This is a genomic window from Cupriavidus sp. SK-3 (assembly GCF_000611145.1).
Classification (GTDB): domain Bacteria; phylum Pseudomonadota; class Gammaproteobacteria; order Burkholderiales; family Burkholderiaceae; genus Cupriavidus.
In genome coordinates this window covers 85,313-106,527 of the sequence record NZ_JFJV02000264.1, presented here as the reverse complement: position 1 = coordinate 106,527, position 21,215 = coordinate 85,313, and the positions used below count along the sequence as shown (strand labels likewise).

At 67.3% G+C, this 21,215-nt stretch carries 18 protein-coding genes; 14 read left to right on the top strand and 4 right to left on the bottom strand.

Annotated features, from left to right (window positions below):
• The first annotated feature begins 26 nt into the window (after positions 1–26).
• The 6 genes from CF70_RS28515 (at position 27) to CF70_RS28490 (ending at position 6,897) form a co-directional block, all read left to right on the top strand.
• Positions 27–1,388: a C4-dicarboxylate transporter DctA gene (locus CF70_RS28515; RefSeq protein WP_035873371.1), complete on the top strand. Its 1,362-nt coding sequence runs from the start codon at positions 27–29 to the stop codon at positions 1,386–1,388.
• A 43-nt stretch (positions 1,389–1,431) separates the two neighbouring features.
• Positions 1,432–2,121 carry a GntR family transcriptional regulator gene (locus CF70_RS28510; RefSeq protein ID WP_035873189.1) on the top strand — a complete coding sequence of 230 codons (690 nt, stop codon included), beginning with the start codon at positions 1,432–1,434 and terminating at the stop codon, positions 2,119–2,121.
• A 527-nt stretch (positions 2,122–2,648) separates the two neighbouring features.
• A complete protein-coding gene (locus tag CF70_RS28505; protein ID WP_035873187.1) occupies positions 2,649–3,470 on the top strand; it encodes an SDR family oxidoreductase in 822 nt (273 codons plus the stop codon).
• Between the two features lie 73 nt (positions 3,471–3,543).
• Positions 3,544–4,320 carry an enoyl-CoA hydratase-related protein gene (locus tag CF70_RS28500; protein ID WP_035873185.1) on the top strand — a complete coding sequence of 259 codons (777 nt, stop codon included), beginning with the start codon at positions 3,544–3,546 and terminating at the stop codon, positions 4,318–4,320.
• A gap of 85 nt (positions 4,321–4,405) precedes the next feature.
• Positions 4,406–6,085 carry a long-chain-fatty-acid--CoA ligase gene (locus CF70_RS28495; protein WP_035873182.1) on the top strand — a complete coding sequence of 560 codons (1,680 nt, stop codon included), beginning with the start codon at positions 4,406–4,408 and terminating at the stop codon, positions 6,083–6,085.
• Positions 6,082–6,897 carry a crotonase/enoyl-CoA hydratase family protein gene (locus CF70_RS28490; protein ID WP_035873180.1) on the top strand — a complete coding sequence of 272 codons (816 nt, stop codon included), beginning with the start codon at positions 6,082–6,084 and terminating at the stop codon, positions 6,895–6,897. Before CF70_RS28495 ends, CF70_RS28490 begins: the two co-directional genes overlap by 4 nt.
• A gap of 58 nt (positions 6,898–6,955) precedes the next feature.
• On the opposite strand, the gene CF70_RS28485 is transcribed toward CF70_RS28490, so the two are convergent.
• From CF70_RS28485 to CF70_RS28475, 3 genes are all read right to left on the bottom strand, one after another.
• Entirely contained in the window at positions 6,956–7,339 is a 384-nt protein-coding gene (locus CF70_RS28485) for a DUF2784 domain-containing protein (protein WP_035873176.1), read from the bottom strand.
• Positions 7,336–8,253, bottom strand: a complete 918-nt coding sequence (locus tag CF70_RS28480) for a LysR family transcriptional regulator (protein ID WP_035873173.1) — start codon at positions 8,251–8,253, stop codon at positions 7,336–7,338. The genes CF70_RS28485 and CF70_RS28480 overlap by 4 nt, the downstream gene beginning before the upstream one ends.
• 107 nt (positions 8,254–8,360) lie before the next feature.
• Positions 8,361–9,299 carry a LysR family transcriptional regulator gene (locus CF70_RS28475; RefSeq protein ID WP_035873169.1) on the bottom strand — a complete coding sequence of 313 codons (939 nt, stop codon included), beginning with the start codon at positions 9,297–9,299 and terminating at the stop codon, positions 8,361–8,363.
• A gap of 343 nt (positions 9,300–9,642) precedes the next feature.
• On the opposite strand from CF70_RS28475, the gene CF70_RS28470 reads away from it, so the two are divergent.
• Positions 9,643–10,953 carry an MFS transporter gene (locus CF70_RS28470; RefSeq protein WP_035873165.1) on the top strand — a complete coding sequence of 437 codons (1,311 nt, stop codon included), beginning with the start codon at positions 9,643–9,645 and terminating at the stop codon, positions 10,951–10,953.
• A 52-nt stretch (positions 10,954–11,005) separates the two neighbouring features.
• Positions 11,006–12,217, top strand: coding sequence for a M20 aminoacylase family protein (locus tag CF70_RS28465; RefSeq protein WP_035873162.1), 1,212 nt, complete (start codon positions 11,006–11,008; stop codon positions 12,215–12,217).
• Here CF70_RS28465 and CF70_RS28460 read toward each other — a convergent pair.
• Positions 12,202–13,137, bottom strand: coding sequence for a hypothetical protein (locus tag CF70_RS28460; RefSeq protein WP_035873363.1), 936 nt, complete (start codon positions 13,135–13,137; stop codon positions 12,202–12,204). The genes CF70_RS28465 and CF70_RS28460 overlap by 16 nt on opposite strands.
• A 357-nt stretch (positions 13,138–13,494) precedes the next feature.
• Between CF70_RS28460 and gcl the strand changes: the two genes are divergently transcribed.
• The 6 genes from gcl (at position 13,495) to CF70_RS28430 (ending at position 21,100) form a co-directional block, all read left to right on the top strand.
• Positions 13,495–15,270, top strand: coding sequence for a glyoxylate carboligase (gene gcl / locus CF70_RS28455; RefSeq protein ID WP_035873159.1), 1,776 nt, complete (start codon positions 13,495–13,497; stop codon positions 15,268–15,270).
• A gap of 130 nt (positions 15,271–15,400) precedes the next feature.
• The gene (hyi, locus tag CF70_RS28450) at positions 15,401–16,183 is read left to right on the top strand and encodes a hydroxypyruvate isomerase (protein ID WP_035873157.1); all 783 of its coding nucleotides are present in this window, start codon (positions 15,401–15,403) and stop codon (positions 16,181–16,183) included.
• A 52-nt stretch (positions 16,184–16,235) separates the two neighbouring features.
• Positions 16,236–17,162 carry a 2-hydroxy-3-oxopropionate reductase gene (gene glxR, locus CF70_RS28445; protein WP_035873154.1) on the top strand — a complete coding sequence of 309 codons (927 nt, stop codon included), beginning with the start codon at positions 16,236–16,238 and terminating at the stop codon, positions 17,160–17,162.
• A gap of 88 nt (positions 17,163–17,250) precedes the next feature.
• A complete protein-coding gene (locus CF70_RS28440) occupies positions 17,251–18,564 on the top strand; it encodes a glycerate kinase type-2 family protein (protein ID WP_035873152.1) in 1,314 nt (437 codons plus the stop codon).
• Between the two features lie 62 nt (positions 18,565–18,626).
• Positions 18,627–20,105 carry a pyruvate kinase gene (gene pyk, locus CF70_RS28435; RefSeq protein ID WP_035873150.1) on the top strand — a complete coding sequence of 493 codons (1,479 nt, stop codon included), beginning with the start codon at positions 18,627–18,629 and terminating at the stop codon, positions 20,103–20,105.
• Between the two features lie 101 nt (positions 20,106–20,206).
• A complete protein-coding gene (locus CF70_RS28430) occupies positions 20,207–21,100 on the top strand; it encodes a neutral zinc metallopeptidase (RefSeq protein WP_035873147.1) in 894 nt (297 codons plus the stop codon).
• Positions 21,101–21,215 lie beyond the last annotated feature (115 nt).

Here is a 21,215-nt window from a genome sequence, read left to right as displayed (position 1 = left end):
CCGCTTCCGCCCGCTCGCAGTCCGCTATCACCCGTTTCACCCGCTCCCTGTTCGGCCAGGTGTTGATCGCCCTGGTGCTGGGCACTGCACTCGGCCTGTTCTTCCCCGAGTTCGCCGCCAAGCTCAAGCCGCTCGGCGATGCCTTTATCAAGCTGATCAAGATGCTGATCGGGCCAATCGTCTTCTGCGTGGTGGTGGCCGGCATCTGCGGCGCCGGCGAACTGAAGAAGGTGGGCCGGGTCGGCATCAAGGCGGTGCTGTACTTCGAGGTGGTCACCACCATCGCGCTGGCGCTGGGCATCGCGCTGGCTTATATCTTCCATCCCGGCACCGGCATGAACGTGAACCCGGCCTCGCTCGACGCATCGGCGATGTCCGCCTACGTGGACTCCGCCGAAAAGGTCAAGAGCGCCGGCATGGTGGACTTCCTGCTCAAGCTGATTCCGAGCACGGTGATGGGCGCGTTCGCCAGCGGCGACGTGCTGCAGGTGCTGCTGGTGTCGATCCTGTTCGGCTGCGCGCTGTCGCTGGTGGGCGAGCGGGGCCGGCCGCTGGTGTCGATGATCGACACCTTCTCGCACACCTTGTTCAAGATGATGGGCTTCATCATCAAGCTGGCGCCGCTGGGCGTGCTGGGCGCGGTGGCCTTCACCGTGGGCAAGTACGGCATCGGCTCGCTCAAGCAGCTCGGCTACCTGGTGGTGGTGTTCTACGGCGCGGTGATGTTGTTCGTGCTGGTGGTGCTGGGCACGGTGATGCGCCTGTGCGGCTTCTCGGTGATCAAGCTGATCCGCTACCTGCGCGCCGAACTGCTGGTGGTGCTGGGCACCGCGTCTTCGGACAGCGTGCTGCCGCAGATCATGAAGAAGCTCGAATTCATGGGCATCAAGAAATCGGTGGTGGGCCTGGTGATCCCCACGGGATACTCGTTCAACCTCGACGCCTTCTCCATCTACCTGACGCTGGCCGCGGTCTTCATCGCCCAGGCCACAAATACGCCGCTGGCGCTGGGCGACCTGCTGGGCATCCTGGCGGTGGCGCTGGTCACGTCCAAGGGCGCGCACGGCATTCCCGGCTCAGCCATCGTGATCCTGGCGGCCACGCTGTCGGCGCACCCGGCGATTCCCGCCATCGGCCTGGTGCTGGTGCTGTCGGTGGACTGGTTCATCGGCATCGCCCGCGCCGTCGGCAACCTGATCGGCAACTGCGTGGCGACCGTGGTGGTAGCCGCCTGGGAGAAGGACATCGACCGGGCCCGCGCCCACGATGTGCTCAACGGCAAGATCGACGCCACCGACCTCGACGCGGGCCTCGCGCCGGCGCCGCATGAAGCCGACCTGGCCACCCCCGGGGCATCCCCGCTGCCCGGCGTGGCCGCGGGGCGCTAGAATCTCGGCATTCCTCACTGAGACGCAGCGCAAGTGCGCAACCATGCCCGAGCATATCGATCCTGCCATGACCGCCGAAGCGATCGCCGAAGACATCGTCGCGGCCATCGTTTCGCACCGCCTGCCGCCCGGCACCAAGCTGCGCGAGGAGGCCCTGGCCAGCGTCTACCGCGTCAGCCGCACCAAGGTGCGCGCTGCGCTGCTGATGCTGTCCAAGGACAAGCTCATCCAGATCGTGCCGGACAAAGGTGCCTTCGTGGCCAAGCCCAGCGCCGAGGAGGCGCGCGAAGTGTTCGCGGTGCGCCGCATCCTGGAGGCCGCGCTGGCGCGTGAATTCGTGGCGCGCGCCACCGCCGCCGACTATAAGCGCATTGACCGGCACCTGGCCGCAGAAAAAAAGGCCCTGGGCGGCGTCGATGCGCAGTTGCGCACCCGCCTGCTGAGCGATTTCCACATCATGCTGGCGGAAGTGGTTGGCAATGGCGTGCTGACCGGCATGTTGCAGGAACTGTCGATGCGCAGCGCGGTGATCACCATGCTCTACCAGTCCCGCCGCGATGCCGCCTGCTCTTCCGATGAGCATCGCGAGTTCATCGAGGCGGCCCGCGCCGGCGACACCGAACGCGCCGTAACGCTGATGGTGGAACACCTGAGCCACGTCGAGGCGGCACTGCATTTCGACCAGGTGCCGGCTGCCCACAGCAAGGACCTGGTGACGGCGCTGCTGGCCTGAGGCCATCCCGGGGCCATCGTTTGCGGCGCCCGTGGCAAGCGCTTGACCTGGGTCAAGGCGGGCACCGCGCCTTTGCACCATCATGGACCCCGTCATGAAGATGCGGGGGCGCGCTTCATGACATATGGCCCGTCCCTTGCGACGGCAGCCCGCACGCCGGCTTGGGTGCGGGCTTTTTCTTTTGCGCGGCGCTTTTCCACGCGCCTGCCCGCCTGCCCTGCTCCCGCCCACTTTATTGCGTGCCCCGCGCGCCTGCATTGCCGCATCCGTACGTGATCGAATCGCGGCATCGGAGTAGGATGTCGGAGGCCCAAGTCAGAGGCCGCTTAAAAGACAAGAAGACAAGAAGACAGGAGACAGACATGACCCGTTCCATGCCGCTTTCCGCAGTCCCGGCCCGGCCGCTCCACGCCGCCGGGCGCACTTCGCCCTCGTCCGGCCCGCGCGGCCGCGACTGACCTTCCAGCCCGACTCGCTTTCCGGGCCATCCGCTTTCATCATCCAACCCAACCCAGGGAGGGAAACCCATGTCCAACGCGTTCCGAGACGACGTCCTGGCCGGAAAGGTCGTGTTTATCGCCGGCGCTTCGTCCGGCATCAACCTGGGCATCGCCCAGCACTTCGCGAAAGCCGGCGCGCGGCTGGCGCTGGTCAGCCGCGACCCCGAGCGCATCGCGGCGGCGGCGGCCACCATCAACGATGCCGGCGGCAGCGCGCTCGGCATGGCCGCCGATGTGCGCGACTATGCCGCGGTGGAAGCGGCGCTCGCGCGCACGCGCGATGACCTCGGCCCGATCGATATCGTGATTTCGGGCGCGGCCGGCAACTTTGTCGCGCCGGCGCTGGGCATGTCCGCCAACGGCTTCAAGACCGTGGTGGATATCGACCTGATCGGCACCTTCAATGTCTTCCGCGCCTGCTTTGCCTTTCTCAACGCCCCCGGCGCTTCGCTGATCGCCATCACCGCGCCGCAGGCGGTCAACGCGATGATGTTTCAGGCCCATGTGTGCGCCGCCAAGGCCGGCATCAATATGCTGGTGAAATGCCTGGCGATGGAATGGGGCCCGGCGGGCGTGCGCGTCAACGGCATCTCGCCCGGTCCCATCGCCGGCACCGAAGGCATGGCGCGGCTCGCACCCACGCCGGAAATGGAGGCACGCTTCAAGGCGCGCCTGGCGCTGCGCGACTACGGCGACAAGAGCGATATCGCCAATACCGCGCTGTTCCTGTCCACCGACAACGCGCGCTATATCACCGGCACCATCGTCGACTGCGACGGCGGCAGCAAGCTGGGGGACGCTTCGGCCGATGCGCTGCATCCGCCCAAGGCGCCCGGCAAGGCCGCCTGAACCCGCGCCGGTCCCTAGCGGCACCGGCGCATTAGCGACCTGACCCAAGACACACCACTCAAGGAGACAACCAATGACATCGCCCGTGCTCTATCACGCCGCCGAAGGCGTGGCCACCATCACCCTGAACCGCCCCGACGTACTCAACGCGCTCAATGCGGAGCTGATGGCCGAGCTGCGCGCCGCGGTCGAGCGTGCCGCGCAGGACGAAGCCGTACGCGCGGTAGTGCTCACCGCCAATGGCCGTGGCTTTTGCGCAGGCGCGGATCTCGCCGGGCGCCAGGCCGAACTCAAGGATTCCGGCACGCTGCTGCGCGAGCGCTATCACCCGATCATCCTGGCGCTGCGCAATATGCCCAAGCCTGTCATCACGTCGGTCAACGGCGTGGCGGCCGGTGCCGGCATGAGCCTGGCGCTGGCCGGCGACGTGGTGCTGGCTGGCCGCTCCGCGTCGTTCCTGCAGGCGTTCTCGAAAATCGGCCTGGTGCCCGATGCGGGAAGCACCTACTTCCTGCCGCGCTACGCGGGCGAGATGCGCGCCCGCGCGCTGGCCATCCTGGCCGAGAAGATCGACGCCGAGGAAGCCCATCGCATCGGCCTGGTGTGGAAGGTGCATGAAGACGAAGCCCTGCCCGCCGAGACCGCCAGGCTGGCGGCCCACCTCGCGCAGATGCCTACCTTTGCCTATGGCCTGATCAAGGAAGCACTCAACGCCAGCCTGGAGAGCGACCTGCCCACGCAGCTCGAACGCGAAGCCACGATGCAATCGCGCGCGTCGAAGAGCGAGGACTTCAAGGAGGGCGTGGCGGCGTTCCTGGAGAAGCGCAAGCCGGCATTCAAGGGGCGCTGAAACTTTCGCACACCGGACGGTGATGCCACCGCCGTTATGTTGACTACGCATCGCACCACAATGCCGAAACCAGGAGACGCGCACCATGCTAGGCCTCATGCAAGATCGTCCGTTGCTGATTTCTTCTCTGATCGAATACGCCGCGCAGTACCACCCGCTGCAGGAGATCGTGTCGCGCACGATCGAGGGCGGCACGGTGCGCACCGACTATGCCGAGGTACACAACCGTGCCAGGCGCATCGCCAGCTCGCTCGCCGGACTCGGCGTCGCGCAGGGCGATCGCGTCGGCACGCTGGCGTGGAATACGCACCGTCACCTGGAGCTGTATTTCGGGGTATCCGGCGCGGGCGTGGTGCTGCATACCGTCAACCCGCGCCTGTTCCCCGAGCAGATCGACTACATCATCAACCACGCTGAAGACCGCGTGCTTTTCTTCGATCCGTGCTTCGCGCCGCTGGTGATGCAGCTTGCGCCGCGCCTGACGTCGGTCACGCACTACGTGGCGATGACCGACCGCGCCGGCACCGACGCGCTCGGCCTTGCCGGCAAACTGCCGAACCTGCTGTGCTATGAAGACCTGATCGACGCCGGCAACGAGAATTACGCATGGCCGCAGTTCGACGAGCGCACCGCGTCGTCCCTTTGCTATACCTCGGGCACCACCGGCAACCCCAAGGGCGTGCTGTATTCGCACCGCTCCACCGTGCTGCACAGCCTCAAGGCCTGTGCTTCCGACACCTTCGGCGTAGGCGTGGACAGCGCCATCCTGCTGGTTGTGCCGCTGTTTCATGCCAACGCCTGGGGCATGCCCTACGCCTGTGCCATGACCGGGGCCAAGATGGTGCTGCCTGCCCAGCATCTGGACGGCGAAAATGTCTACCGCATGCTGCGCGACGAGCGCGTGACCTTTTCCACCGCGGTGCCCACCGTGTGGCTGATGCTGTTCCAGTATCTCGACGCGCACCCGGAGATCGACCCGCGCTCGCTCGGGCTGAAGCTCGCCGGCGTGGGCGGCTCGGCCGCGCCCGCGGCCATGATCGAGCGCTTCGAGCAGCAGTTCGGCGCGCGCTTCATCCAGGGCTGGGGCATGACCGAAACCAGCCCGATCGGCGTGATCAGCACGCTGCTGCCCAAGCACCGGGAACTCGGCGCGCAGGAGCAGTTGAAGGTCAAGCTCAAGCAGGGCCGCGCGCTGTGGGGCGTGGACCTGCGCATCGAGGACGACCAGGGCAACGCACTGCCGCACGACGGCCACGCTTTCGGCCGGCTGAAGGTGCGCGGGCCCTGGATCGCCTCGGCCTACTTCAAGGCCGAAAATGACGCGCTCGATGCCGATGGCTGGTTCGACACCGGCGACGTTGCCAATATCGATGCCGACGGCTATGTGCAACTGGTGGACCGCGCCAAGGACGTGATCAAGTCCGGCGGCGAATGGATTTCTTCCATCGATCTGGAGAACGCCACCATGGGCCATCCCGCCGTGGCCGAGGCGGCGGTGGTTGGCGTGCCGCATCCCAAGTGGCAGGAGCGGCCGCTGCTGGTGGTGGTGCGCCGCCCCGGCGCCGAAGTCAGCGCCGCCGAACTGCTCGATTTCCTCGCCGCCAGGGTAGCGAAGTGGTGGGTGCCCGACGACGTCGCCTTTGTCGATTCCCTGCCCCACACGGCCACCGGCAAACTGCTCAAGGTGAAGCTGCGGGAGCAATTCAAAGACTATGTCCTGCCCACGGCGCAGGAATCCATTCAAGCAAGGAGTAACGCAACATGAGCACCAGCAGCGAACGCATCATCCTGACCATCGAAGACGGCGTGGCCGAGGTCAGGCTCAATCGCCCCGACAAGATGAACGCGCTCGATCCCGCCATGTTCGACGCACTGATCGAAACCGGCCAGCGGCTGGCGCGCGAGCCCGGCCTGCGCGCGGTGGTGCTGTCCGGCGAAGGCCGCGCCTTTTGCGCGGGCCTCGATATGCAAAGCATGGCCGGACTGGGAGGCGACAGCGACGCCGTCGCCGCCGGCCGTCTCGCGGCGCGCACCCATGGCATCTCCAACCGGCCGCAGTTCGCGTGCATGGTGTGGCGCGAATTGCCGGTACCCGTGATTGCCGCGGTACACGGCGTCGCGTTCGGCGGCGGCCTGCAGGTGGCGCTCGGCGCTGACTTGCGCTACGTCAGCGCGGACACGCGCATGTCGGTGATGGAAATCAAGTGGGGTCTGGTACCCGACATGGCCGGCATGCTGCTGATGCGCGGACTGGTGCGCCCGGACCGCCTGCGCGAACTGATCTACAGCGGACGCATCGTCAACGCAGAAGAAGCCTGCGCGCTGGGCCTTGCCACGGCCGTGGTGGACGATCCGCGCGCAACGGCGCTGGCCACGGCGCGCGACATCGCCAACCGCAGCCCGGACGCGATCCGGGCTGCCAAGCGCCTGATGCAGGTGAGCCAGGACGGCGATGACGCCGCCATCCTGCTGGCCGAATCGGTGGAACAGGACCGCCTCATCGGCGGCGCCAACCAGCGGGAGGCGGTGATCGCCAATATGGAGAAGCGGGCGCCGGTGTTCAAGACCGCGCCGTAGTCGCCGCGCGGCACCGGCACCGGCGCCTCGCGTTTCGCCGGTGCCGCGACGGGCGGGCTCACGCGCGAGCGTTGGCGCGCCGGCGCCGCACGCGGCGGTAGAGCGCGAAGTAGACAGCCATGTTCAGCGCAAGCACCAGGGCGCCGAGCACCATCTGGATTTCGCGCGTGAGGCCGTCGGGATAGATCAGTTGCAGAACGTAGTGCTGGATGAAGTCGCCGCCGTAGGCTTGCAGGCCCGCGCGCTGGCGCAGCGTGTTTTCCAGCGGCGTGAGCGGGCAGATCCACCCGCTCCACTCCACCGCCACGCCCCATGCCGCCGCCGGCAGGTGCAGCCATGCCAGACGCGGCCAGCGCAGCACCAGCAAGCCGCCCAGCATCACGAAGACGATATAGGCAAGGTGCACCAGGACGACCGCGTCCGCCAGCCACGCTGCCATCATCGCCCCTGCCGCCCCGTCCAGTAGCCCGGTACCGCGAACGCCGCCTTCAGGTGCTCGATAAAGAAACGGATCTTGGCCGGCACCGGACGCTGCTGCGGGTACACCGCAAGGATGTCGTAGTCGGGCAGCGCGTACTCGTCGAGCACGGTGATCAGTTCGCCGCTCTCCAGCTGCGAGAGGATTTCCCACGTGGAGCGCCAGCCCAGTCCCAGCCCTTCTCCGGTCCAGCGGTGCAGCAGTTCGCCGTCGTTGCAATCGAGGTTCCCGTTCACGCGCACGGTCACGGTCTTGCCGTCCTGCTGGAAATACCAGCCGCGCTGCTGGCCGCCCTGCAGGTTGAACGCCAGGCAGTTGTGCTGGGCGAGGTCGTCCAGCGTCTGCGGCACGCCGTAGCGCGCGAAGTAGGCGGGCGTGCCGCACACCACGCGCTTGTTGGTGGCCAGCTTGATGGCGACGAAATTCGGATCGATGGCGCCGCCGATGCGGATGCCCACGTCGTAACCCTCGCGCACCAGGTCCACCACGCGATCGGTCAGGTTGAAGGAAATCTGCACCTCCGGATTCGCCGCCAGGAACGCCGGCGCGTGCGGCGCCACGTGCTTGCGACCGAACGCCGCCGGGGCCGACACGATCAGGTGCCCCGTTGCCTTGTGCTTGCCTTCCGCGATCAGCATCTCGGCACGGTCGAGATCGGCCAGCGCCTTCTTGCACTGCTCCATGAAGGCCGCGCCCTGCTCCGTCACCACGATGCGCCGCGTCGAGCGGTGCAGCAGCTTCACGCCGATGCGCGCCTCCAGCGCATTGATGCGGCGCCCAATCATCACCGGCGTCACGCCCTGCGTCAGGGCGGCGGCGGCCATGCTGCCGTGCTCGACCACTGCGATAAAGGCTTCGATCTGTTTTAGCTTGTCCATGCTGTGTGTCTCCTGAGCGTCATTGTGGCGCATGGGAGGCCGCCATGCATGTGCGCGGTGCTATGGGCGCAATTCGCCGGGCCGCATGGAACCTGCGGCAACCATACTCAGGGGCGCCCGCGCACCGCCGGCCGCCCCCGAGGCATCCCTTGCGCCCGATGCCGTACCTCCTTGCTGAACTCCGCGCATGCATGCGTCATCAGGTCTTCCGACCGGTACACCAGGAACACCCGGAACTCCGGCAGTTCATCGCTGATCGGCAGGCGCACCAGCGACTCCGGATCCAGCCGCAGCGGCCCGGTGCCGTCGAACACGAAGTCCGACCACATGCTGATCAGGTCGGTGCGCGTGGCGAGTTGCAGGCCGAGCAGGTTGGAAGCGCTCTGCACGATGCGCTTGGGCATGTCCATCCGATGCAGGCGCATCAGGCTGGCCAGCGGGCTGCCGGGGTCGTCGAGCGGGTCGAGGACGAGCCAGTCGGCGTCAAGCAGCGGCCGCAGCCGGCGTACCCGCCGCAGCGGATGGCCGGCGCGCACCGCCAGCGACATGCCGGTGGAGAACAGCGGCTCCCACTGGAAGGCGCCGGTGCCGGGGCCGCTGTTGGTGGAGATCAGGCCAAGGTCGAGCCGGCCTTCGCGCAGGCCTTCGAGGATCTGCTGCGGGCGCAGCTCGAAGCCGCGCAGCGCGACATTGGGAAAGCGTTTGCGGAAGGCGGCCATGGCGTCGGGCAACGGCCCGCTGGAGGCCACGGCGGTCAGGCCGATATTGAGCTGCGCGTCGGCGTGGCCGCGGATCGCCTCGATGTCTTCCAGCGCGTGACGCAGCTCCTGCTCGACCAGGCTGGCGCGCTTGACCAGCGCCACGCCGTAGGCGGTCAGGCTGACGCCGCGCACGGAACGCGACATCAGCGTGACGCCGAGTTCGCGTTCCAGTTCGGCGATGGCCTTGGATAGCGCCGGCTGCGACACATGCAGGCTGCGCGAGGCTTCGTGGATGCTGCCGTGCTGGGCTACCGCCAGCAGGATGCGCAGTTGCTGCAGCTTCATCTTTCCCTTTCCCCTGTTTTCCTGTTTTTTTTCGGTGCCCCGCGCCGGTGCGCCGCGCCCAGCGTCCGTGCGCGTGGGGCGCTTCAGGCACGCCCGCGCGTACCCGGCGCTGCGCCGCGATGCCGCGTGGCACAAGGCTTCTCCGTACTTCTACCGATAGCGGCGCAAGTCTGGTTATGACGGCGATGCCATTTGGTTATCAGGATGAAAATATATGATTTTTGGCTTGCCGTGTTTGCCTGAATACTTCATCGCCAGGGATTCCACATTCCCTACGCTGGACGCAGGCAACCGCCGGCCTCCACGGCACCGATCCCCCAACCCAGTTCGTGGAGACACCGACATGAACGATGCCACCCTGCCTGGCGCGCCTTCGCTGGCGCCTGCCCAGGCAATACCCGCCAGCCCGGCCCGCCAGAGCCAGTTCCGCCTGATCGCCGCCTGCTCGATCGGCAATGCGCTGGAAATGTACGACTTCACCGTCTACAGCTTCTTCGCCCTGCTGATCGGCAAACTGTTCTTTCCGTCCGGCAGCGCCTACGGCTCGCTGCTGCTGGCGGTGGCGACGTTCGGCATCGGCTTCGTGATGCGGCCGCTGGGCGGCTTCGTGATCGGCAACTACGCGGACCGCCACGGACGCAAGGCCGCCATGACGCTGACCATCGGCTTGATGGTGCTCGGCACGCTGTGCCTTGCCTTCGCCCCGACCTATGCTTTCGCCGGGCTGTTCGGCCCGCTGATGATCGTGGCCGGCCGCCTGCTGCAGGGCTTTTCGCTGGGCGGCGAGATCGGCGCTTCCACCGCCATGCTGATGGAGTCCGGCAGCGTCAAGGGCCGCGGCTTTCGCGTCAGCTGGCAACTTGGCAGCCAGGGCATCGCGGCGACGCTGGGCGCGCTCACGGCCGCCATTCTTTACGGCGTGCTGCCGCAGGCGTCGCTGGAGAGCTGGGGCTGGCGCGTGCCCTTCGTGCTGGGCCTGCTGATCGCGCCGGTGGGGCTGTATATCCGCGCGCACCTGGACGAGACGCACACGGCCCAGCCGCATGCCCCAAGCCCGCTTGGCACGCTGTTCCGCGAGCATGGCGGCACCGTGGTCAAGGGCATCCTGACCATCATCGGCGGCACGGTCGCCACCTATCTGGTGGTGTATTTCATGCCCACCTACATGATCCGGGAACTGCATCTGCCGCCGTCGCTGTCGCTGCTCTCAGGCTGCGTGACGGGTGTGGTGTGCCTGGTGATGTCGCTGCTGGCCGGCACCCTGGCGGACCGCCTGCCGCGCCGCAAGCCGCTGGTGCTGGGCTCGATGGCCTTTACGCTGGTGTGCCTCTATCCGGCGTTCTGGCTGATGACCCATTACCCGAGCGTGCCGCTGGTGCTGTCGCTGTCCGCGCTGCTGACCGCCAGCGTCTACCTGGGCTCCACGCCGATGCTGCTGATGATGATGGAACTCCTGCCGGCCAACGTGCGCGCCAGCGGCCTGTCCGTGATCTATGCGGTGGGCGTGACGGTGTTTGGCGGTTCCTGCCAGTTCATCGTCACCTGGATGCTGGCCAGGACTGGCAACCCGATGGCGCCGGCCTTCTACATGATGGCCTGCGGCGCGGTGACCATCCTCGCGGTGCTGACGATCCGCGAAACCCGAGAAGACTGAGCCTTTCCTCCCCTGCCTCCTCCCCTGCTGATTCGTAGCCAAGGAATACAGAATGACCCGCGAACCCACCCTGACTCCCTTCCAGTTGCTGCCGCACCTGCTGCCGCAGATCCAGATCGACGCCGACACCTTTATCGGCATCCGCCGCCAGATCCACGCCCAGCCCGAGCTCGGCTTCGAGGTGGGCGCCACCAGCAAGCTCGTTGCCACCTTGCTGGAAAGCTGGGGCTACGAGGTGCACACCGGCATCGGCAAGAGCGGCGTGGTCGGGCAGCTCAAGGTGGGCAACGGCACGCGCCGCCTGGGCATCCGCGCCGACATGGACGCGCTGCCGATCGTCGAGGCCACCGGCCTGCCTTATGCCAGCAAGAACCAGGGCAAGATGCACGCCTGCGGCCACGACGGCCACACCGCCATCCTGCTGGCCGCCGCCAAGGCGCTGGCCGACAGCCGCGAGTTCGACGGCACGCTCAACCTGATCTTCCAGCCCGACGAGGAAAACCTGTGCGGCGCGCGCGCCATGATCGAGGACGGCCTGTTCGAGCGCTTCCCGTGCGACGCGGTCTTCGCCCTGCACAATATGCCCGGCGTGCCGGCCGGCAGCTTCCGGGTGCTGCCGGGCCCGGTGAGCCTGTCGTCCGACGTGGCGGACGTGACCATCAAGGGCGTGGGCGGGCACGGCGCCATGCCGCACCGTGCGCGCGATCCGATCGCCGCATCGGCGGCCATCGTCACCGCGCTGCAGACCGTGGTGGCGCGCAACGTGGCGCCGGACGATACCGCGGTGCTGTCGGTGGGCTTTATCCGCGGCGGCGCGACCCATAACGTGATTCCGGAATCGGTCACGCTGGGCCTGAACGTGCGCGCCGCGCGCCCGGAAACGCGTGCGCTGGTGGAGCAGCGCATCCGCGAGATCGTCAGCCTCACCGCGCAGGCGCATGGCGTGGAAGCGCACATCGACTACCGCCAGCTGACGCCGCCGATGGTCAACACGGAAAGCGAAACCAGGCTGGCGCAGCAGGTTTGCAGCGAACTGGTCGGCGCCGACAAGGTCGTGACGCAAGCGCCCAAGGGCCTGAACGGCAGCGAGGACTTCGCGTGGATGCTGAACGAAGTGCCGGGCTGCTACCTGATCCTCGGCAATGGCGAAGGCGAGTTCGGCGGTTGCATGGTGCATAACCCCGGCTACGACTTCAACGACCAGGTGCTGCCGCTGGGCGCGGCCTGCTGGGTCCGCCTGGCGCAGACTTACCTGACCGCGTGAGATAGCGTGGGCGGACCCGCTGCAGCGTTGTCCGCCTCCACCGCCTCGATCGCCTCCCGCTGTTCCGCGGACGACGCCAAGCCTGGATCTACTGGTGTCCACGCGTCGCGGACCTCCGGTGGAACAGGCGCCGGCGACGGTACCGCGGGGGCTGGCGCTGTAACGGGTACGGCTGCCGCAGTGGGAGCCGCCGGCGCACCGGCGCTTTGCACGGGCGCCCGCCCCAGCTGCGAACTGATCTCGGCCGCTTCGGCCAGCACATAGGCAAGCCGCCGCAGCGGCCGGCTGACCTGCAGTTGCAGGAAAAGCGTCAGCGCGGCGCCGGGTACGAAGGCTATGCCGTACAGCGACAGCAGCGGCAACAGGCTGCCGCCCTTGCGCGGCAGCTCGGCCAGCCCGGTGACCAGCGCAAGCGCAAACGGGCTCACCGCCAGCAACAGCCCGATCGTCCTCGTCATCCCTTCCCACATCCGCAATTGCGTATGCACGCGCCGAGCCCGCGCGCGCAGCCCCTGGGCCGGTATCCGCGCCAGTGCGCGCAGCAGCGCGCTCTCTGCCTCATCGTGCCGGTCGACTTGGTCGGCCAGCTGGCCCAGCGGATCGCGCAGCCTGCGCGAGAGCGCCGGCAGGTGCGTCAGCAGCAGCGCCGCCAGTCCCGCCACGCTGCCCCCCAGCAGGCAATAGACCAGCCGCGCCTGCCACGGCGCCGGCGCCTGCCTGATCTGGTACCTGGTGTACAGCACCGCGCCGGTCGCCAGCAGCGCGGCCAGCGAACAAGCCCAGAACAGCCCCAGCAGACCGCGCTGCAGCCGCTCCAGGTTCATGGCGGCCGCGGGCGAACCGGCGGTATCGGATACGGCGGGCGGCTTCCGCTTGAGCGCGTCGAGCAGCTCGCGGGTGGGAGGGAGCCTGGTCAGCATGGCGAATCGGTTGGCAATGGCGAGTTCCACGCGGTGCGAGCGCACCGGCGCGATACCCGCACATTGTCGCCATTTGGCGCGCCAAGCGGGGGGCGCTGGGGCCGCGGGCAGGCCTTTTACTGCAAATTCCCACGTATCGTTGCCGTCACACAACGTGTGGCAATAGCACGGGCCCGGCACCGTCCGGCGACGGTGGTTTCAGTGCCGCGCGGCCGCATTCGATATCGCAGGTATCGAATCAACTGATCTCCCTTCCCTTTATCCCAACCCGCTTGCGGGAATAGCATGGGCTCCAACAGTGATTCGCAGCAATTCACATCTTTTCACAAAACATCGCATCAACGATTGGAGACAGACATGCCGAAGATGAGAGCAGTCGACGCGGCCATCGCCGTGCTGGAAAAAGAAGGTATCACCACCGCGTTCGGCGTGCCCGGCGCCGCCATCAACCCGTTCTACTCGGCCATGCGCCGTGCCGGCACCATCGACCATTTCCTGGCTCGCCACGTGGAAGGCGCCTCGCATATGGCCGAGGGCTACACCCGCGCGGAGGCCGGCAATATCGGCGTGTGCATCGGCACCTCGGGGCCCGCCGGCACCGACATGATCACCGGCCTGTACTCGGCCTGGGCAGACTCCATCCCCATTCTCTGCATCACTGGCCAGGCGCCGCGCGCCCGCTTGTACAAGGAAGACTTCCAGGCCGTCGATATCGAATCGATCGCCAAGCCGGTGACCAAGTGGGCCGTGACCGTGCGCGAGCCGGCGCTGGTGCCGCAAGTGTTCCAGCAAGCCTTCCACCTGATGCGCTCGGGCCGTCCGGGTCCGGTGCTGATCGACCTGCCCTTCGACGTGCAGGTCGCCGAAATCGAGTTCGATCCGGAAACCTACCAGCCGCTCGCCCCGTACAAGCCGGTTGCCTCGCGAGCGCAGATCGAGAAGGCCATCGCCATGCTCAACGCGGCCGAGCGCCCGCTGATCGTGTGCGGCGGCGGCGTGATCAACGCCGATGCGGCCGAGCTGCTGGTGGAATTCGCCGAGCTGGTCAACGTACCGGTGGTCCCGACGCTGATGGGCTGGGGCGTGCTGGCCGACGACCATCCGCTGCAAGCCGGCATGGTCGGGCTGCAGACTTCGCACCGCTACGGCAACGCCACGATGCTGGCCTCGGACTTCGTGCTCGGCATCGGCAACCGCTGGGCCAACCGCCACACGGGCAGCGTCGAGGTCTACACCAAGGGCCGCAAGTTCGTGCACGTGGATATCGAGCCCACCCAGATCGGCCGCGTGTTCGGCCCGGACCTTGGCATCGTCTCCGACGCCAAGGCTGCGCTGGAACAGTTCGTGGAAGTGGCGCGTGAAATGAAGATGGCCGGCCGCCTGCCGTGCCGCAAGAGCTGGGTGGCGGACGTGCAGAAGCGCCGTCGCACCATGCAGCGCAAGAGCGACTTCGACAACGTGCCGGTCAAGCCGCAGCGCGTGTACCGCGAGATGAACCAGTACTTCCCGCGCGATGTGCGTTACGTGTCCACCATCGGCCTGTCGCAGATCGCCGCCGCGCAGTTCCTCTCCGTCAACGAGCCGCGCCACTGGATCAACTGCGGCCAGGCCGGCCCGCTGGGTTGGACCATTCCCGCCGCGATCGGCGTGAAGGTGGCCTCGCCGCAATCGGATGTGGTGGCCATCTCGGGCGACTACGACTTCCAGTTCATGATCGAAGAACTGGCTGTGGCCGCGCAGTTCAAGGTGCCGTACATCCACCTGGTGGTGAACAACTCCTACCTCGGGCTGATCCGCCAGGCGCAGCGCAATTTCGAGATGGACTACTGCGTGCAACTCGCCTTCGACAACGTCAACTCGCCCGAGCTCAACGGCTATGGCGTGGACCACGTGAAGGTGGTGGAAGGCCTGGGTTGCAAGGCGATCCGCGTGTTCAAGCCGGAGGACATCGCACCGGCCTTTGCCGAAGCGCGCGACCTGATGGCCGAGTTCTCGGTGCCGGTGGTGGTGGAAGTGATCCTGGAACGCGTGACCAATATCGCGATGGGCACCGAGATCGACAACATCAACGAGTTCGAGCCGATCGAAGACATCGAGGAAGCCATCCTCCGCGAAGAAGTGGAAACGGCGTAAGCATCGCAGGCTGACAAGCGCGGGCCATGAGCCCGCGCGCTTTCTGCAAATCAGTACCGCTGCATCAGCGCGCCCCCAATCACCGCGTCCGCGCGAGCGGAACCACAAGACAAGTCACCCGGAGACATCTATGCCAAAACTTGCCGCCAACCTGACCATGCTGTTCAACGAAGTGGCCTTCCTCGACCGCTTCGAAGCCGCCGCGCGCGCGGGCTTCCGCGGCGTGGAGTTCCTTTTTCCGTACGCCTTCCACGCTGACCAGATCGCGGACCGGCTCAACCGCTTCCAGCTCGACCTGGTGCTGCACAACCTGCCGGCCGGCAAGTGGGAAGCGGGTGAACGCGGCATCGCCTGCCACCCGGACCGCGTGGGTGAGTTCCAGGACGGCGTGGGCGAAGCGATCAAGTACGCCAAGGTGCTGGGTGTGCGCCAGCTGAACTGCCTGGTCGGTATCCAGCCGCAGAACGTCAAGCGCGAGCAGGCGCAGGAAACGCTGGTGGAAAACCTGCGCTTCGCGTCGCAGGCGCTCGCCGCCGAGCAGATCGATCTGCTGGTCGAGCCGATCAACACCTTCGATATTCCCGGCTTCTTCCTGTCGCGCACGCAGCAGGCGCTGGACCTGATCGAACAGGTCAACGCGCCCAACCTCTACGTGCAGTACGACATCTATCACATGCAGCGCATGGAGGGCGAAATCGCCGCCACGCTGAAAACGCACCTGCCGAAGATCAGGCACGTGCAGCTGGCCGACAATCCGGGCCGCAACGAGCCGGGCACCGGCGAGCTGAACTATCACTTCCTGTTCAAGTGGCTCGATGAGATCGGCTATGGCGGCTGGGTCGGCTGCGAGTACAAGCCGCGCACGACCACCACCGAAGGCCTGGGCTGGCGCGCGGAACACGGCGCGCAGTAAGCGGAACCAGTAAATCCACAAACATTCAACGATCGCATCAAGGAGACATCACATGGCAAACCAACGCAACGTCGGATTCATCGGCCTGGGCATCATGGGCGCGCCGATGGCGGGCCATCTGCGCGCAGCCGGCCACACGCTGTTCGTGCACGACGTCAACCCGGCGCCGCAGGCACTGGTCGATGCCGGCGTCACCGTCTGCACCAGCGCCGAGGAAGTCGCCAAGCGCGCGGACATCATCGTGATCATGGTGCCGGACACCCCGCACGTGGAAGCCGTGCTGTTTGCCGAGAAGGGCGTGGCCGCAGCGCTCAAGGCTGCCGGCAAGGAAGCCGCGCACGGCAAGATCGTGGTCGACATGAGCTCGATCTCGCCGATCGCCACCAAGGACTTCGCCGCGCGCATCAACAAGCTGGGCGCCGCCTACCTGGACGCGCCGGTTTCCGGCGGCGAAGTGGGCGCCAAGGCGGCATCGCTGACCATCATGGTCGGCGGCCCGCAAGAGTCGTTCGACGAAGTCAAGCCGCTGTTCGACCTGTTGGGCAAGAACGTGACGCTGGTCGGCGGCAACGGCGACGGCCAGACCACCAAGGTGGCCAACCAGATCATCGTGGCGCTGAACATCCAGGCCGTGTCCGAAGCGCTGCTGTTCGCCTCCAAGGCGGGCGCCGATCCGGCGCGCGTGCGCCAGGCGCTGATGGGCGGCTTCGCGGCTTCGCGCATCCTGGAAGTGCACGGCGAGCGCATGGTCAAGCGTACCTTCGATCCGGGCTTCCGCATCGAGCTGCACCAGAAAGACCTGAACCTTGCACTGCAAGGCGCCAAGGCGCTGGGCGTGGCGCTGCCGAACACCGCCACCGCGCAAGAGCTGTTCAACACCTGCGCCGCCAACGGCCTGGGCAAGCAGGACCACTCGGCGCTGTGCCGCGCCATCGAGATCATGTCCAACCATGAGATCGCCAAGGGCGGCGCCAAGTAAGCCAGCCGCACCATCATGGCCTGCCCTGGCAGGCCAGCTTCATTCCCCGGCCGTGCGCGGCCGGGGCGCCGCACTTCCGGATTCCGTCATGCTCGCCACCGATTCCCACTCCGCCCTGCGGGTGCCCCAGCGCCCGGCCGGTCTTTCCGATCCACGCGCGTTGCTGCGCGACCTGTTCGATACCGCGGTCGCCGCCGTCAGCGCCAGCCATTGCCTGCCGCCGCAACTGCCGCCGCCGCCCAAGGGCCGCACGGTGGTAATCGGTGCGGGCAAGGCGGCCGCCGCGATGGCGCAGGCGGTCGAGGCGCACTGGCAAGGTGAACTGTCCGGGCTGGTGGTGACGCGCTATGGTCACGGTGCGGCGTGCCGCCGCATCGAGGTGGTGGAAGCCGCGCACCCGGTGCCCGATGAAGCCGGCCAGCGCGCCGCGCAGCGCATGGTGGAACTGGTCAGGGGCCTCACCGCCGACGATCTGGTGCTGTGCCTGATCTCCGGCGGCGGCTCCGCGCTGCTGGCCGCGCCCGCCCCCGGCCTCACGCTTGCCGACAAGCAGGCTGTGAACCGCGCGCTGCTCAAGAGCGGCGCCAACATCGGCGAGATGAATTGCGTGCGCAAGCACCTGTCGGCGCTCAAGGGCGGGCGGCTGGCGCTGCACTGTGCGCCGGCACGCGTCGAGACCCTTTTGATTTCCGATATTCCCGGTGACGATCCCACGCTGATCGCCAGCGGCCCGACCCTGCCCGACGCCACCACCTGCGCCGACGCGCTGGCGGTGATCGCCAAGTACGGAATCGAGGTACCGGCCAATGTGCGCGCGCACCTGGAGAGTGGCGCGGGCGAAACGCCCAAGCCCGGCGACGCGCGTTTCGACGGCCATCGCAGCGCCACGCTTGCCACCGCGCAGCAATCGCTGGAAGCGGCGGCGGCGCGTGCGCGCGAACTTGGCTTCGAGGCGCACATCCTGTCCGACAGCATAGAAGGCGAATCGCGCGACGTGGCGCTGGTGCATGCCGCCATCGCGCGCCAGGTCGCGCAGCACGGCCAGCCGTTCAGGAAGCCTTGCGTGATCCTGTCCGGCGGCGAAACCACGGTGACCGTGCGCGGCAGCGGCCGCGGCGGGCGCAATGCCGAATTCCTGCTGGCGCTCGCCGTCGCGCTGGACGGCCTGCCGGGCGTGCATGCCATTGCCTGCGACACCGACGGCATCGATGGCTCCGAAGACAACGCCGGTGCGTTGCTCGCACCCGATACGCTGAATCGTGCCGCCGCACGCGGACTGTCTGCGCGCGCGCACCTGGGCAATAACGATGGCTACGGTTTCTTCGCCGGCCTGGACGACCTCATCGTCACCGGCCCGACCCGTACCAACGTGAACGATTTCCGCGCCATCCTGATTGTGTAGGCCACGTGTTTGAACAAGGGCGCGCCCTGGGCGCGCCACCCGAGATTGGAAGAGGAGACAAAATGAGACGCCAGCGCAAAGCCAAGATCGTTGCCACGCTCGGACCGGCCAGCACCGATATCGAGGTGATCCGGCAGTTGTTCGAGGCAGGGGCCGATGTGTTCCGCCTCAACTTCAGCCACGGCTCCCACGACGACCACAAGCGCCGCTACGATGCCGTGCGCCAGGTCGAAGCCGAGACCGGCCGCCCCATCGCCGTGCTGGCCGACCTGCAAGGGCCCAAGCTGCGCATCGGCACCTTTGCCGCGGGCAAGGTCGCGGTCAAGGCAGGCGACGTGTTCGTGCTCGACAGCGATCCCGGCCCGGGCGATGCTACCCGCGTGCACCTGCCGCATCCGGAGCTGTTCCGCGTTGCCGCGCCGGGGCAGTCGCTGCTGATCGACGACGGCAAGGTGCAGCTGAAGATCGAGTCGGTGGCCAGCGGCAGCATCGTCACGCGCGTGGTGAACCACGGGACGCTTTCCGATCGCAAGGGCGTCAACGTGCCCGACGCGGTGATCCCGATCCCCGCGCTGACCGAGAAGGATCGCAAGGACCTCGACTTCGCGCTGGAACTCGGCGCCGACTGGATCGCGCTGTCCTTCGTGCAGCGTCCGGCCGACATCGTGGAAGCGCGCGAGATCATCGGCACCCGCGCCGGCGTGCTGTCCAAGATCGAGAAGCCCGCCGCGCTGCAGCAGCTGGAAGAAATCGTGCGCGTCTCCGATGCGGTGATGGTGGCGCGCGGCGACCTCGGCGTGGAGCTGCCGCCGGAGCGTGTGCCGGGCGTGCAGAAGCGCATCCTGCGCATCTGCCGTCAGCACGGCAAACCCATCGTCATCGCCACGCAGATGCTGGAATCGATGATCGATTCGCCGGTGCCCACGCGCGCCGAAGCCTCCGACGTGGCCAGCGCCATCTATGACGGCGCCGATGCGGTGATGCTGTCGGCGGAATCGGCCAACGGCCGCCACCCGGTACCGGCGGTGGCGATCATGGACCGCATCATCGCCGAGGTGGAGCGCGATCCGCTCTATCGCAACCTGCTGGACGCGCAGCACGAGGCGCCGCTGTCCACCCGGCAGGACGCGATCTGCGCCGCGCTGCGCGAAGTCACGCAGATCATCGGCGCGGCCGCCACCGTGACCTACACCTCGTCGGGCTCCACCGCGCTGCGCGCGGCGCGCGAGCGGCCGCACGCGCCCATCGTCAGCATCACGCCGAACCTGGAGATCGCGCGGCGGCTGGCGCTTGCCTGGGGCGTGCATTCCACCGTCAGCCCCGATGTGCAAAGCGTCGACGAGATGGTGAATGCGGCCACCCGCGCCGCGCTGGCCGAAGGCTATGCCGCGCCGGGCGACCAGATCACCATCGCGGCGGGCATGCCGTTCGGCCAGGGCGGCACCACCAACCTGCTGCGGGTGGCCGAGATCGGCGGCACGGAGCCGGGCAAGGCGCTTGCGCTTGGCGCCGGCAGCACGGTGCCGGCGGTTACGGCCTGATACACCACACGCATGCGCCGGCGCCAACGCCGTTGCTATACTGATCGACACACTGCGGCCACCTTCCGGCCGCAGCGATCAACCAGCAATGCGGAGCCACCATGCGTCTCGATGACGAAGCCGAAAGCCAGAATGTAGAGGACCGCCGGGGAGAAGGTTCCGGCGGTTTCGGTGGCTTTGGCGCGGGGCCCAAGACGCTCGGCATCGGCACCATCCTGGTGGCGCTGGCGGCGTCGTATTTCTTCGGCATCGATCCTTCCGTGATCATGCAGGGCGCCTCGGTGCTGCAGGGTTCGCAGCAACAGGCGCCGCAGCAGCAGCATGTGCCCAGCCATGCGCCCGCCAACGACCAGATGACGGTGTTCGTGCGCAAGGTGCTGGGCAACACCGAGCGCACCTGGTCGCATATTTTCGAGACCGACCTCAACCGCCGCTACGCACCGCCCACGCTGGTGCTGTTTTCCGGCGCCACGCCCACCGCCTGCGGCACCGGCGAGTCGGCCATGGGGCCCTTCTACTGCCCGGGCGACCGGAAGGTCTATATCGACCTGGCCTTCTACGATGAACTGCGCCGCCGCTTCGGCGCCGGCGGCGACTTTGCCCAGGCGTATGTGATTGCCCACGAAATCGGCCACCACGTGCAGAACCTGCTCGGCGTGTCCGGCAAGGTCGACGCCGCGCGGCGCCGCATGGGCGAGGCGCAGGCCAACCAGTTGTCGGTGCGCGTGGAGTTGCAGGCCGATTGCCTGGCCGGCGTGTGGGCCGCCACCGCGGAACGCATGAACCAGCAACTGCTGGAACCCGGCGATATCGAAGAAGGCCTCAAGGCCGCCGCCGCCATCGGCGACGACCGGCTGCAGAAGCAGGCCCAGGGCTATGTCGTCCCCGAAGCGTTCACCCACGGTACCAGCGAGCAGCGCACGCGCTGGCTGCGCCAGGGACTGACTACCGGCGACATCCGCAAGTGCGATACCTTCGCAGCCCGGCAACTCTGAGCCCCGCGCGTCCGCATTGACCGGCCGGTGGCAACCGGCCGGAAGCCCGTCCCCCCACCAGGTCGGGGAAAGGAAAAGTGCCTGATCCGTTGTGTAAACATTGTTCACAAAGTGA